The 13,835-nt window shown below is 71.6% G+C and carries 11 protein-coding genes and 2 pseudogenes; 2 read left to right on the top strand and 11 right to left on the bottom strand.

Going from position 1 to position 13,835, the window contains the following annotated elements; genetic code table 11:
* Both rho and FNH04_RS27815 read left to right on the top strand, forming a co-directional pair.
* Positions 1-1,096: transcription termination factor Rho (rho, locus tag FNH04_RS27820; RefSeq protein WP_152788537.1), on the top strand; the 1,096-nt coding region annotated here is incomplete at its 5' end.
* 104 nt (positions 1,097-1,200) lie between these two features.
* A pseudogene (locus FNH04_RS27815) lies at positions 1,201-2,031 on the top strand (D-alanyl-D-alanine carboxypeptidase family protein); the annotation flags it as partial.
* 62 nt (positions 2,032-2,093) lie between these two features.
* Here the strand turns inward: FNH04_RS27815 and FNH04_RS27810 are convergent.
* The 11 genes and pseudogenes from FNH04_RS27810 to FNH04_RS27760 all read right to left on the bottom strand — a co-directional run bounded on the left by FNH04_RS27810 (position 2,094) and on the right by FNH04_RS27760 (position 13,749).
* Entirely contained in the window at positions 2,094-3,494 is a 1,401-nt protein-coding gene (locus tag FNH04_RS27810) for a glycosyltransferase family 87 protein (protein WP_152788536.1), read from the bottom strand.
* Positions 3,491-4,879, bottom strand: coding sequence for a polyprenol phosphomannose-dependent alpha 1,6 mannosyltransferase MptB (mptB, locus tag FNH04_RS27805; protein ID WP_152788535.1), 1,389 nt, complete (start codon positions 4,877-4,879; stop codon positions 3,491-3,493). Before mptB ends, FNH04_RS27810 begins: the two co-directional genes overlap by 4 nt.
* A gap of 128 nt (positions 4,880-5,007) precedes the next feature.
* Positions 5,008-5,183 (bottom strand): annotated as a pseudogene (locus tag FNH04_RS27800) (glutaminase); the annotation flags it as partial.
* A 37-nt stretch (positions 5,184-5,220) separates the two neighbouring features.
* Positions 5,221-6,636 carry an aspartate ammonia-lyase gene (gene aspA / locus FNH04_RS27795; RefSeq protein WP_152788534.1) on the bottom strand — a complete coding sequence of 472 codons (1,416 nt, stop codon included), beginning with the start codon at positions 6,634-6,636 and terminating at the stop codon, positions 5,221-5,223.
* A gap of 72 nt (positions 6,637-6,708) precedes the next feature.
* Entirely contained in the window at positions 6,709-7,743 is a 1,035-nt protein-coding gene (locus FNH04_RS27790) for an asparaginase (RefSeq protein WP_386574480.1), read from the bottom strand.
* 7 nt (positions 7,744-7,750) lie between these two features.
* Positions 7,751-9,190, bottom strand: a complete 1,440-nt coding sequence (locus FNH04_RS27785; RefSeq protein WP_322724023.1) for an amino acid permease — start codon at positions 9,188-9,190, stop codon at positions 7,751-7,753.
* The gene (locus tag FNH04_RS27780; RefSeq protein WP_152788541.1) at positions 9,187-9,864 is read right to left on the bottom strand and encodes a FadR/GntR family transcriptional regulator; all 678 of its coding nucleotides are present in this window, start codon (positions 9,862-9,864) and stop codon (positions 9,187-9,189) included. Before FNH04_RS27780 ends, FNH04_RS27785 begins: the two co-directional genes overlap by 4 nt.
* A gap of 273 nt (positions 9,865-10,137) precedes the next feature.
* Positions 10,138-10,512: a fluoride efflux transporter CrcB gene (gene crcB, locus FNH04_RS27775; protein WP_322724022.1), complete on the bottom strand. Its 375-nt coding sequence runs from the start codon at positions 10,510-10,512 to the stop codon at positions 10,138-10,140.
* A 43-nt stretch (positions 10,513-10,555) separates the two neighbouring features.
* Positions 10,556-11,035 (bottom strand): fluoride efflux transporter CrcB, encoded by a 480-nt coding sequence (gene crcB / locus FNH04_RS27770; RefSeq protein WP_322724021.1) that lies wholly within the window; start codon positions 11,033-11,035, stop codon positions 10,556-10,558.
* A 5-nt stretch (positions 11,036-11,040) separates the two neighbouring features.
* A complete protein-coding gene (locus FNH04_RS27765; RefSeq protein WP_322724020.1) occupies positions 11,041-12,006 on the bottom strand; it encodes an SMP-30/gluconolactonase/LRE family protein in 966 nt (321 codons plus the stop codon).
* Positions 12,007-12,180: 174 nt separating this feature from the next.
* Entirely contained in the window at positions 12,181-13,749 is a 1,569-nt protein-coding gene (locus FNH04_RS27760; protein WP_152788533.1) for a glycoside hydrolase family 53 protein, read from the bottom strand.
* Positions 13,750-13,835 lie beyond the last annotated feature (86 nt).

The raw sequence follows: 13,835 nt of genomic DNA, 5'->3' as shown, positions 1-13,835 counted from the left end.
CGTCTGGGGCGTCCTCGACCTCGCGCAGAGCGGGCACGGCCGTCTGCGGACCGACTCCTGCCTGTCCTCCCCCGACGACCCGCAGGTCCCGGCCGCGCTCGTCCGCCGGTACGGACTGCGCAAGGGCGACACCGTCGAAGGCGTACGCGGCGACCGGTGCGCCCTCACCGAGATCGAGCGGATCAACGACCGTACGCCCGGTGAACTGCGCGGCCGTCCCCACTTCCGCGACCTCACTCCCCTGCACCCGCACGACCGGCTCCGTCTCGAACACCCCGCGAGCTCTCTCACCGGGCGCGTCGTCGACCTGGTCGCGCCCGTGGGCAAGGGCCAGCGCGGACTGATCGTGGCCCCGCCCAAGACGGGCAAGACGGTGCTGCTCCAGCAGCTGGCCGCCGCGATCGCGGGCAACCACCCCGAGTGCCACCTCATGGTGGTGCTGCTCGACGAGCGCCCCGAGGAGGTGACCGACATGCGGCGCTCCGTACGGGGCCAGGTGTACGCCTCGACGTTCGACCGGACGCCGAAGCAGCACATCGCCGTCGCCGAACTCGTCGTGGAGCGCGCCAAGCGCCTCGTCGAGCAGGGCGAGGACGTCGTGATCCTCCTGGACTCGCTCACCCGGCTGTGCCGGGCGCACAACAACGCGGCCGCCGCCGGTGGCCGCACGCTCAGCGGTGGTGTCGACGCCGCCGCGCTGCACGGGCCCAAGCGGCTCTTCGGCGCCGCCCGCCGCACCGAGGAGGGCGGCTCGCTCACCATCCTCGCCACGGCCCTTGTGGAGACCGGCTCCCGCGCCGACGACTTCTTCTTCGAGGAGCTCAAGAGCACCGGCAACATGGAGCTCCGCCTGGACCGCGCCCTCGCCCAGCGGCGGATCTTCCCGGCCGTCGACATCACCCCCTCCGGCACCCGCCGCGAAGAGCTCCTGCTGTCCGCAGGCGAGTTGACGGCCGTACGCGGACTGCGGCGCGCCCTGCGGTCGCGGGACGGCCAGGACCGGGCGAGCCTGGAGACGCTTCTGGAGCGGATGCGCGCCACCCCGGACAACGCCGCCTTCCTGCGGCAGGTCCAGCCCACGCTCCCCGCCTCCTGACGGTCCCGCCCACCGCCGGCACCTCTTGGTGCATCCGGGTGCTCGATCCGCCCGGTCGGCCCCGGCGGGCTGGCGGACGCCGTGTGCGTTCCTACGTTGGCGGTATGACCATCGGATTTTCCTCCCGTGCCGCCGTCGCCTGCTCCGCCGTCTGTGTGGTCGGCGTGCTGGCCCTCCCGCCCGGCGCCGCGTCGGACCGCCCGAGCGCGGACGCCGAGTCTCCGCGTGGGACGGCCTCGCCGCGGGAGCAGCCGTCGCTGCACCGGCCCGGGACACAGGTGAGTCCACGGCAGGGGGCCCCGCGACTGCCCGAGGACGTCTCCGCGGTGTCGTGGGTGGTGGCCGACGCCGACTCCGGCGACGTGCTGGCCGCGCACGACGCACACCGCAGGCTGCCGCCCGCCAGCACCCTCAAGGCGCTCTTCGCCCTCACCGTGCTGCCATCCCTTCCGGCGGGCATCCAGCACACCGTCAGGCCGGAGGAACTGGCCGGCATCGGCGAGGGCAGCAGCCTGGTCGGGATCAAGGAGAACCGCACCTACCGCGTGGCCGACCTGTGGCGCGGTGTCTTCCTCAGCTCCGGCAACGACGCCGTGCATGTCCTGGCCGCGCTCAACGGCGGCTGGCGCACCACCGCGGCGCAGATGCAGACGAAGGCACGCTCCCTGGGGGCGCTCGACACACGGGTCGTGTCGCCCGACGGGTATGACGCGCCGGGGCAGGTCTCGTCGGCGTACGACCTGGCTGTCTTCGGCCGGGCCGGGCTGCGCAACGCGGACTTCGCGCGGTACTGCGCCACGGTCGAGGCGAAGTTCCCGTCGGACGGTTCGGCGTTCCCCATCCAGAACACCAACCGCCTCCTCAGCGGCGCCAAGGGCGTCGCCCGCTATCCGGGCCTGATCGGCGTCAAGAACGGCTACACCAGCAACGCCGGCAGCACACTGATCGCGGCGGCCAGACGGGGCGAGCGCACTCTGGTCGTCACGGTGATGAGACCTCAGGAGGGCGGCGGTTCCGCCGTGTACGAGGAGGCGCGTTCGCTGCTCGACTGGGGTTTCCGGGCGGCCGGGCGGGTCGACCCCGTGGGGTCGCTGCTCCCGCCGCGCCCCGCGGCACGGGCGGGGTCCGAGCCGGAGCCCGTCGCCACGAAGGAGGCCAAGGTGGCACCCTCGCGTCCCGGCTGGCCCGTGGCGGGCCTCATCGCCGCTGCCGCCGGGCTGGGCGCGGCGGCCATCGCGCTGGTCATGCGGCTCGGGGCGGGCCGGGTCGAGGGCGACTGACCGACGGGCAGCCACAGCAGCAGACCGAGGCTGATCCACACATACGTGTTGCCGCCCAGGAAGCCGTCCACACCGGAGGCGTCGTCGAACCACAGCCATACGACGCTGCTGCACAGCACCGCGTACAGGCTGCCCGCCACCCACAGCAGCCTGCGATGCCGGAGCAGCACGGCGAACGACGGCAGCAGCCACACCAGGTGGTGCACCCAGGTGATCGGGCTGACCAGGCACGCGGTGAGCCCGGTGACGGCGAACGCGCCGATCCAGTCGTCGGCCGCCACCGCCCGGCGCGCCCGCCACGCCCCCACGCCCAGCACGGCGAGGACCAGTGACGCCCAGACGACACGGCTGGGTTCGGCGGGTTCCGCGAGGCGGGCCAGTACGCCCTGCAACGACTGGTTGGAGACGTAGTCGAGACGCCCGATACGGCTCGTGTCCCACAGCGCCTCGGTCCAGTAGAAGCGGGAGGCGCCCGGTGCCACCCAGGCCGACGCCGTGGTGGCGGCCACGGCGACGGCGGTCGCGAGCCCGGCGGCGCGCCATCGCCGGGCGACCAGGAGCAGGGCGATGAACAGGGCGGGGGTCAGCTTCACGGCCGCCGCGAGGCCGATGCCGACGCCCGCCCGGCGCGCCCGTCCGGTGGACAGCAGCCGGGCGTCGCCGAGAACGAGGGCCAGCAGCAGGAGGTTCACCTGCCCGAAGCTGAAGGTGTCCCGCACCGGTTCCAGCAGGGCGAGGAGGCAGACCGCGAGGGCGGCGCCGAACCAGCCGTACCGGCGCAGCAGCGGTCCGGCCAGGACGTACAGGACGAACGCCAGCGCGGCGAGGTTGAGCAGCAGGCAGAGCGCGATCGCGGTGTCCAGCCCGACGAGGGCCAGCGGCAGCATCCCGACGGCCGCGAACGGCGGGTAGGTGAACCCGTACGCCGTACCCGGCACGCGGTAGTCGTAGATGCGGCCGCCGTGGTGCACCCAGGCGTCGACCGTCCCGTGGTAGACGCGCAGATCGAACCAGTCGCGCAGCAGGGGCACGGTGGCGGTGAAGACGGTCACGGCGGTGGCGAGGCCGGTCAGCAGCAGGAGGCGCCGCCGGTCGGTGGCCGGGAGCACGGGTGTCATACCGTCCGCTCCAGCAGTGGTGCCCGGGCCGCCTGGTGGGCCTGCCAGAGCATGACGAGCGCGAGCGCGCTGCCCGACACGGCCAGGGCGACCTGTCCGGCGTCCGGTGGAGCGCCGCTCGGCATGACCGCCGGCGCGAGCACCGCACTGGCGGCGGCGACCCGTGCGCGCACCGAGCCCTCGGGAGCGGCGGCGGCGATGAGGAACAGCCCCCACAGGGCGTACCAGGGCCGGATCGCCGGGCCGAGCACCGCCACGGCGGCCAGACTCAGGCCCAGGGCGTACAAAGGTCCGGGACGCAGCCTCAGCCAGATGTGGAGGACGACACCGGCCGTCACGAGGAGCCCCGCCGCGTGCCAGACCGGCAGCGCCAGCGGGGCCAGTTCACTGCCGAGACGGTGCAGTACGTCGCCGGTGACGCGGCCGAGGACGCTGGTGGGCGACCAGTTGCCCGGGGACACCGGGGTTCGCAGAGCGCCGATCCAGCCGTATCCCGTGCCGGTCAGGGCGGTGGTCACCACGGTGGTGGCGAGGGCGGCGCCCACCGTCGTCGCGGTCGTGCGCACGGCGTGGACGCGTCCCCGCATCACGACGATCGCGAGCAGGCCGAGCGCGGCGGGCACCTTGACGAGCGCGGCGAGGGTCACGAGGACGACGCCGACGACGTACCAGCGGCCGCGCGCCGCGACGAGCCCGACGCCGAGCAGCCCGAGCATGACGGCGTCGTTGTGCGCCCCGGCCACCAGGTGCAGCAGCACCAGCGGGTTGAGGGCGCCCAGCCACAGGGCGGCGGCCGGGTCCACGCCGCTGTGCCGGGCGAGACGGGGCAGCGCCACGGCCATCAGCCCCACGCCGAGCAGCGCGATCAGGCGCATGCCGATGAGTCCTGCGGGCAGCTGACCGCTCGTCAGACCGGCCAGTCCGGAGGCCAGGGCGAGGAAGACGGGTCCGTACGGTGTCGCGGTGTGCTGCCACATCGGCGCCACCTCGGCGGCGAGGGGCCCACCGAGGAGCGCCGGCCCGTGCGCGTACACGTCGAGGTCCGCCTCGACCATGGCGCCCTGCGCGAGGTAGCTGTACACGTCCCGGCTGAACAGCGGCGGCGCGAGCAGCAGCGGTGCCGCCCAGACGGCCAGAACGACCAGCAGGGACCGGGGAGCCGGCGGCTCCGGCCCTCGTACGACCCGGCCCAGCAGGACCCATGCGGCGATCAGCAGGACGACGCCGAAGTACACGCCGACCAGGCCGAGCGCCGCGTGCGCCGACGTGGGCGCGAGGAGCTCGCGGGCCGGGAGGGCCCCGGCGGTCTCACCCCCCAGCGCGAGGACGGCGGAGCCGGCGAGGCCCAGCGCCTGGCAGCGGCGGAGATCGACGGGAAGAACCATGGCCAACACCGGGCCAGGGTGTCGACACGGAGTGTCCGGAAAGCGACGCCCCGCTCGCCGGGGGGCGGCCTGTGCGTGACCTCCGTGTGATCGGCGTCCCTCGGTCCGGTGGGCCGTGAAGCGCCCTGGAACACGGACGGTCCGGTGCGTGTCGTGAAGCGGTCGGGGGCCGCCGCGCCGGCCGGCGAGTTGCCGTGCTCGTCAAGGCCCGGGCTCCACACGCACAGCCTGCACCGCCCGGCACGACCGCGATGATCCCGCCGCCGGCGCCGCGCTTGCCGGGCAGTCCCACGCGGCGGGCGAACGGGAACCCCACTACGACAGAGGACGAGGCGAAGGCCTCAGACCGTCTGCGGTGTCCCGCTCCCCGCAACGACCTCGGGCCGGAGCAGCGCCTCGAGCCGCTCGGCGGGCAGCAGGCCCTTCTCCAGGACGAGTTCGGCGACGCCGCGCCCCGTGGCGAGGGCCTCCTTGGCGATGTCGGTGGCGGCGGTGTAGCCGATGTGGGGGTTGAGGGCGGTGACGAGGCCGATGGAGTTCTCCACGGCCGCGCGCAGCCCCTCCGTGTTGGCGGTGATGCCGTCGACGCACCGCTCGGCCAGCGTCAGGCAGGCGGACCGCAGATGCGTGATGCTCTCGGAGAGCGAGTGCAGGATGATCGGTTCGAAGGCGTTGAGCTGGAGCTGTCCGGCCTCCGCCGCCATGGTGATGGTGACGTCGTTGCCGATCACCTCGAAGGCGACCTGGTTGACGACCTCGGGGATCACCGGGTTGACCTTGCCGGGCATGATGCTGGAACCCGCCTGTACGGGAGGCAGGTTGATCTCGTTCAGGCCCGCGCGCGGACCGGAGGAGAGCAGGCGCAGGTCGTTGCAGCTCTTGGACAGCTTGACGGCGATGCGCTTGAGCACGCCCGACATCTGTACGAAGGCTCCGCAGTCCTGGGTCGCCTCGACCAGGTTGGCGGCGGTGACCAGCGGCAGCCCGGTGATGGCGGCGAGGTGGCGGCGCGCCGACTCGGCGTATCCGGCCGGGGCATTGAGGCCGGTGCCGATCGCCGTGGCACCCAGGTTGATCTCGTGGACCAGCTCCACCGCCTCGGCGAGCCGGCTGCGGTCCTCGTCCAGCATCACCGCGTACGCCGAGAACTCCTGTCCCAGCGTCATCGGCACGGCGTCCTGGAGCTGGGTGCGGCCCATCTTCAGCACGTCACGGAACTCGACGGCCTTGCGGGCGAAGGAGTCCTGGAGGACCGCCATCGCCCTCAGCAGCTCGCGCACGGCGAAGACCGTCGCGATCTTCACGGCGGTCGGGTAGACGTCGTTCGTGGACTGGCCGAGGTTGACGTCCTCGTTGGGGTGGAGGTGCTCGTACCGGCCCTTCTCGCGCCCCAGCAGCTCCAGCGCCCGGTTGGCGACGACCTCGTTGGCGTTCATGTTCGTCGACGTTCCGGCGCCGCCCTGGACGACGTCGACGACGAACTGGTCGTGCAGCTTGCCCTCACGGATCTCCTGGCAGGCCGCGACGATGGCGGCTGCCTTCTCGGGGGCGAGCAGGCCGAGTTCCTCGTTGGCGCGGGCAGCGGCCTCCTTGACGGCGGCGAGGGCGTCGATGAGGTGCGGGTGGGCGGAGATCGGCGTGCCGGTGATGGGGAAGTTCTCCGTGGCGCGCAGGGTGTGGACGCCCCAGTACGCGTCGGCGGGTACGTCGCGGTCGCCGAGCAGGTCGTGTTCTCTGCGGTGGGTCGCGGCGGTCATGGCTGCACGGGCCTTCTTTCGTACGGCAGTACGGGTGGATCAGAGGGTGGGTCAGACGTACGTGGGGGGGCGTCAGAGGTCGAGAGAACGGGCAGGCCGGACCTGACCGACGACCTCTCCGCCGCCGAACAGCGGGGCACCCGCGAACCCGGCGAGCAGGGCCGGATCCACACCGGCGCGGGCCAGAGCGGCCGCGGTGACCGGAACGCGGGCCCGGTCGGCGCCGTCGGCGATCTTCACGGCGACGGCGCGGCCGTCCGGCAGCGCCGCGACCTGGACGCCCTCGAAGCCGTCCTTGGTCAGCAGTCCGGGTACGGCCCGCATCATCGCGGCAACGTCCCGCCCGGCGCCGGAGGCCATCTCGGGGTACTCCCGCATCGCGTCGGCCACCAGCCGCTCCGGGGTGCCCGGAGCGGCGGTGGTGATCCGGGCCGCGGCACGCGCGAGGCCGTGCAGCGACACGGAGAACAGAGGGGCGCCGCAGCCGTCGACGGTCACCTGGGCGATGCCCTGCCCGGTGAGGTCCTCGACGATCTCGGCGACGGCCTGCTGGAGCGGGTGCTTCGGGTCGGCGTAGTCGTCGAGGGACCAGCCGTTGAGCCCGGCCGTGTACAGCATGGCCGCGTGCTTGCCGGAGCAGTTCTGCGCGAGCCGCGACGGCTGCCGCCCCTCACGCACCCAGGTGTCCCGGACGACCGGGTCGTACGGCATGTCCCGCACGTTGCGCAGATGGTCCTCGGTGAGCCCGGCCAGCTCCAGGATCCGACGGGTGCCGTCCAGGTGCCGTTCCTCGCCGGAGTGGCTGGCCGCGGTGAGCGAGAGCAACTCGCCGTCGAGCGACAGCCCGGCCCGCAGCATGGCCACGGCCTGGACGGGCTTGAGCGCCGAGCGGGGGTAGAAGGCGGCCTCGATGTCACCGATCTGGAGCTCGACGCCGCCGTCGGCGGCCAGGACGACCACCGAGCCGTAGTGGATGCCCTCGACGACCCCACCGCGTACGAGGTGGGCGACGGGGGCGTGGAGGGGCTCCCGGATCGCGGGAGCCGCGGCCACCGGCGCCGAAGGGGTCGCCGGGGCGTCGGTGGCCGCTGAACTGCCGTACGTCACTGCTTTTTCACGCTTTCGTTCCGGTCGAACGGCGGCCGATCCGGGATCGTATCCCGAACCAGCCCACCACCAAGGCCCCCACGATCAGTGGGAGGCAGAGCACCGTCGTGCGGCCAGCGCCGCCGTCGGCGTACATGAGGACGAGCACCGACGCCAGGAAGAACAGCGTCACGAGCTCGGTCCAGGGAGAGCCGGGCAGTTGGTAGTCCGGCCTGGTCAGCTCGCCCGTCTGGGTCTTCTGCCAGAAGAGCAGGTGACAGATCATGATCATGCCCCAGGTGGCGAGGATGCCGATCGCGGCGAAGTTCAGCACGATCTCGAACGCCTCGGCCGGGACCACGAAGTTGAGGCCGACGCCCAGCACACAGATACCGCTGGTGAGCAGGATGCCGCCGTACGGGACCTGGCTGCGGCTCATCACCCCGGTGAACTTCGGCGCGGAACCGGACATCGCCATGGAGCGCAGGATGCGGCCGGTGGAGTACAGGCCCGAGTTGAGCGAGGACATGGCCGCCGTCAGCACGACCAGGTTCATGATGCCGCCCGCCGCCGGGACACCGATGTTGGACAGGACGGTGACGAAGGGGCTCTCCCCCGCCTTGTACGACGACCAGGGCAGCAGCATCGACAGCAGGACGACGGAGCCGACGTAGAAGAGACCCACGCGCCACATGATCGAGTTGATCGCCTTCGGCATGATCTTCTCGGGGTTCTCGGTCTCGCCCGCCGCGACGCCGACCAGCTCGACGGAGGCGTACGCGAAGACGACGCCCTGGACGATCAGCAGCATCGGCAGCAAGCCGTTGGGGAAGAGACCGCCGTTGTCGGTGATGAGGGCCGGACCGGGGTTGTGGCCGTCGATGGGCTGCTGCGTGACCAGCAGGAAGATGCCGATCACCATGAAGACGACGAGCGCGCCGACCTTGATGATCGCGAACCAGAACTCCAGTTCGCCGAAGATCTTCACCGAGATGAGGTTCACGGTGAGGACGACGGCCAGCGCGACCAGCGCGATCACCCACTGGGGGATGTCGGAGAACATGCCCCAGTAGTGGGTGTAGACGGCCACGGCGGTGATGTCGGCGATACCGGTGGTGGCCCAGTTGAGGAAGTACATCCAGCCCGCCGTGTACGCGCCCTTCTCACCGAGGAACTCCCGGGCGTACGACACGAAGGCGCCGGACGACGGCCGGTACAGGACGAGTTCGCCGAGGGCCCGGACGACGAGGAACGCGAAGATGCCGCAGACCGCGTAGGCGATGAAGAGGGAGGGGCCCGCGTCGGCGAGCCGGCCGCCGGCGCCGAGGAAGAGACCGGTGCCGATCGCGCCGCCGATGGCGATCATGTTGACGTGCCGGGACTTCAGGGACTTGCTGTAGCCCTCGTCGCCGGCGTCGACGTGTGGGGACCGTTGTACCGCGGATTCCTGGAGGGACTGCTCGCTCACGCCTCGGGTCCGCCTTCCGTGGGGGTGTCCGTGCGGGGGGAACGCACGATGTCGGTGAGGGTGGTCTCGACACGGTCGAGGTGGTGGGACATGGCCTCCACCGCGTCGTGCTCGGAACCGTCGATCAGCGCCTCGACGATGGCCCGGTGCTCGCGGTTGGACTGCTCACGGCGGCCGCCCAGCTCGTTGAGGAAGGCCGACTGGCGGGCCAGCGCGTCCCGGATCTCCTCGATCACCCGGCGGAACACCGGGTTCTGGGAGGCCTCGGCGACGGCCAGATGGAACAGCGTGTCCATCGCGACCCACGCGGTGGTGTCGGTCTCGCGCTCCATCCGGTCCAGCAGATGGGCCAGGTGGTCCAGGTTCTCCGGGGTACGGCGCCGCGCCGCGTATCCGGCGACGGGGAGCTCCACGTGGCGGCGCACTTCCAGCAGGTCGCTCGCGGTGAAGTCGCCGAAGGTGGGGTCCTCGACCGCGTTGGCGATCACGAAGGTGCCCTTGCCGGTACGGGACTGGGTCAGCCCCATCACCTGGAGGGCCCGCAGCGCCTCGCGGAGGACCGGGCGGCTCACCTCCAGTCGACGGCACAGCTCCGCCTCGGAGGGGAGCTTGTCGCCGATGGCGTAGTCGCCGCGCTCGATGGCGCTGCGGAGGTGGGTGAGCACCGCTTCCATGGCGCTGACGCGCCGGGGTACCGAACCACCTGTCTGGCTGTCTGACAGGTTCACGGAGGTGATCCTGCGGGTGACGTAAGGGTGCTGTCAAGGGGCGCCGGGTCGGGGCAACGGGAATTCCGAGAAAGAAGGAGAGCCGAGTCGCCGCCACGTGATCCGGGTTGAGAGGGCTCATGGATTCCGGTACCGGTGGGCGGAGGACGGCGCGGACGCTCGTCCTACGAGGGGGTGAACGCCCACGTGACCGGGCCCGGGACCGGAATGACCAGCGCTCTACGCCCACAGGGCGCGGGCGAGTGCCACTCCCGCGAAGGCGGCGCCCAGCCCCGCCGCCAGGCTCAGGGCGACGTTGGCGGCGGCGTAGCAGCGGGCGCCGTCCTGGGCGAGGCGCAGGGTCTCGTACGAGAACGTCGAGTACGTGGTCAGCGCGCCGCACAGCCCGGTGCCGACGAGCAGGTGCAGATGGGAGTCGGCGGCACCCGCCGCCACCGCGCCCGTGAGCAGCCCGAGGATCAGCGAGCCGACCACGTTGACCGCGAAGGTGCCCCAGGGGAAGACGGTGTCGTGCCGGAACTGCACGGCCCGGTCGGTGAGGTAGCGCAGGGGCGCGCCGACCATGCCTCCGGCGACGACGAGCAGCCAGTTCACAACGACCTCTTACCCGTGTCGCCCGTGAGTTCGCGGAATCCCGTCATGAGCGCCCCCACAGCAGGACCCGGCGTGCCGCCGTCACGGCGAGCCAGACCGCCGCGAGAGCCGCCGCCAGGGTGGCGGCGAGATAGGCGAGACCGGCCTCCGGACGCCCCGCCGCGACCAGCCGCTCGATGTCGACGGCATAGGTGGAGAAGGTGGTGAACCCACCGAGCACCCCGGTGCCGAAGAAGGGCCGTACGAGCCGGTGGGCCGCCCACACGTCGCTGATCAGAACCATGAAGACGCCGATCAGGGCGCATCCGACGACGTTCACCCAGAGCGTCGTCCAGGGGAAGCCACCGGTCTGGGCGGGCCACAGCAGCGACGCGCCGTACCGGGCGGCGGCGCCGATTCCGCCGCCGACCGCGACCACCGCCACGACGGGCGCCTGGCCCTGCCACGGGGACGGCCGCCGGACAGGCACGGCGAGGTCGGCGACGTCACGGACGTCGAGCCTGTCTTGGTGCGGAACAGTCACATCACTCAGGGTGCCACGTCCGGAAACTCGCACACCGCCACTCCCCGCTCCCACAGGCTCCCCAGGACCAGTCGCCCGTCGGCCACGCAGGCGCTGGTGACCATGCGGAACCCGGAGCGCCGCCGTACCAGCTCCTGGACGATCCGGCCGCCGCCGTCGACCGCCACCACTCCGGCGAACCCCAGGGGCCGGAACGGGGCGCGGACGGCGACACGGGCCGCGGCGCGCCGGCGTTCCGGGCCGAGGCGGTGGAGTGCCTCCAGGGCGGGGACGCGCGGTCCGGCCAGCGCCACCCGGATCAGCCCGTCCGGGCCGCGCCACAGGTTGTCCGGCATGCCGGGCAGGTCCTCGGCGAACGGCTCACTCGTGCCCGCGTTCGGCCCGGTGAGCCAGTAGCGGGTGAGCCGGCGCCGGCCGGTCTCCGCGACGACGAGGAACGACTCGTCTCCCGAGGGCGCGACGCCGTTGGCGAACTGCAGCCCCTCCAGGAGCACTTCGGGTGTGTCGCTCCCCGGCGCGAGCCGCAGCAGCAGTCCTGTCCCGGTGTGCTCGACCAGATCTCCCATCCATTCCTCCAGCGCGTACCGGCGGCTGGAGACGGTGAAGAAGACGGTTCCGTCCGACAGGGCGACGGCGTTGCTGCAGAAACGCAGGGGCTCGCCGCCGACCGAGTCCGCGAGGACGCGTACGATCCCGTCCTTCGTGGCGACGCGCAGCAGGCCCAGCCGGGCGTCGCAGACCAACAGGTCCCCGTCCGGGAGGAGTTCGAGCCCGAGCGGCCGTCCGCCGGTCTCCGCGAGCACCTCCACCCGGGTGCGGACGGGGTCCGCGACATGTGTCAGCCGCAGGATCCGGCCGTCCTCGACTCCGGTCAGGACCCGGCCCCGGTCGTCGGCGACCACGTCCTCGGGCCCTCGCCCGCCGATCCCGAGGTACCGGAGCGGTACGAGTGGGGTGCTGCGCGACTGCACGATGTCTGCCTCTCGTTTGCCCGACTGCGGCGGCCATCGTCCCGGGTACCCGGCGGTCACGGAAGCGCACACGCGGGAGGGCCCGGCCGCGCGACGGCGACCGGGCCCGTACCGCGATGGCGATCAGCGGGTGGCTGCCGGTATCCGCTGAGGGCTACCGGCGGCTGATGGTGGCTACCTGTGCGCGAACCACGCCATGGCCGGCAGCGCCCTGTCGTCGTAGCCGAACAGGGCCTGGTTCTCCCAGCCGTTGCCGGAGGAGGCGTCGATCGGGTCCCAGCCGTTGCCGGTGACGGCGGTCCAGGTGGACTCCCAGTAGAAGACGCCGAGGCCGCGACCGTTGGGTACGGCCTCCACGATGCTGGCGATGTCCTTCATCCACTGCGTCTGGCCGGCGGTCGAGGCCGCGTAGCCGGAGACGAGCTCACCGGTGGTGTCGATGATGTTCTCGTGCGAGTCCTCGCTGTCCAGCCGGAACGGGTAGGCCGTCTCGGCGACGAAGACCGGCTTGCCGTAGCGGGAGGCCGCGTCGTCGAGGGTGGTCTGGAAGTCGGACAGCGTGCCGTGCCAGTAGCCGTAGTACGACAGGCCGATGACGTCGAACTTCACACCGCTCGAGACCGCGTTGTCGAACCACCAGCGGGTGCCGGACAGGTCGCCGCCCTTGGCGAGGTGCAGCGCCACGGTCGTACCGGAGTTGACCGCCTTGACCGCGTCGTAGCCGGAGTTGAGGAGCCCGGCGAGCTGCGACCAGTTGTTCGTGGAGCCCTCGTTCCAGAGCATGCCGCCGTTGATCTCGTTGCCGACCTGGACCATGTCGGCGGTGGTGCCCTGTGCCTTCAGGGCGTTGAGGACGTCGTACGTGTGGTTGTAGACGTCGGTCCTCAGCTGGCTGTACGAGTGTCCGGCCCACGCGGACGGCTTGGACTGGGCGCCCGGGTCGGCCCATGTGTCGGAGTAGTGGAAGTCGACCAGCAGCTTCATGTCCTGAGCCTTGACGCGCTTGGCGATGGCGAGGACGCGTGTCTTGTTGTTGTAGCCGTCGGCGGGGTTCACCCACACCTTGAGGCGGGCGTAGTTCTGCCCGGCGGACTTCAGGATGGCGAGCGGGTCGCCGGTGGTGCCCGAACTGGCCCTGTAGACACCGCCCTTGGCCTCGCTCTTGGCGAGGGACGAGACGTCGGAGCCCTTGATGGACAGGCCGGTCGAGCCCGAGGTGAAGGTCAGGTCGTCGACGTTGATCCAGTTGCCGGCGTTGGCGTCGGAGTTGATGCTGATCGTGCACTGGTTGTTCGTCACGGCGACCGAGGTGACGATACGGATCCAGCCGCTGGAGGAGACCGGGATGTCGGTGCGCTGCTCCGTGCTGCCGCAGTTCTTCAGCGCGATGTAGGCCGACTTCTGGCCGCCGCCGGAGCGTACCCATGCGGTGAGCTTGTAGTTCCCGTTGGTGAGGCCGGAGAGGTACTGGTAGGTCTCCACCTTGTACGCCGAGGACGACCAGTGGGTGAGGCGGTAACTGCCGCCGTGGCCGCCGGACTCGGTGTAGGAGGCGGAGTTCTGCCCGGCCGCCGAGTAGGTGGACCAGCCGGTGGGTGTGGCGGTGCCGGTGCCGTTGGCCTCGAAGCCGCCGTTGGTGAGGGTGCTCGCCGCGGTGGCGCTCTGTGCGGGCAGGGTGGTGAGGGCGAGTCCTGCGGCCAGGGCCGGCAGCAGGGTGTGGAGTATTCGTCTGGGATGGAACATCGTCGTCCGTCGTCCCTTCGACGTGATGGGGGTATGGGTGGATGAGTGGGTGGATGGGTGGATGGGTGGATGGATGTGCCCCGCTG

Source organism: Streptomyces phyllanthi (genome assembly GCF_009377205.1).
In the GTDB taxonomy this organism is placed as follows: domain Bacteria; phylum Actinomycetota; class Actinomycetes; order Streptomycetales; family Streptomycetaceae; genus Streptomyces; species Streptomyces phyllanthi.
This window is presented reverse-complemented; position numbering and strand designations above follow the sequence as displayed.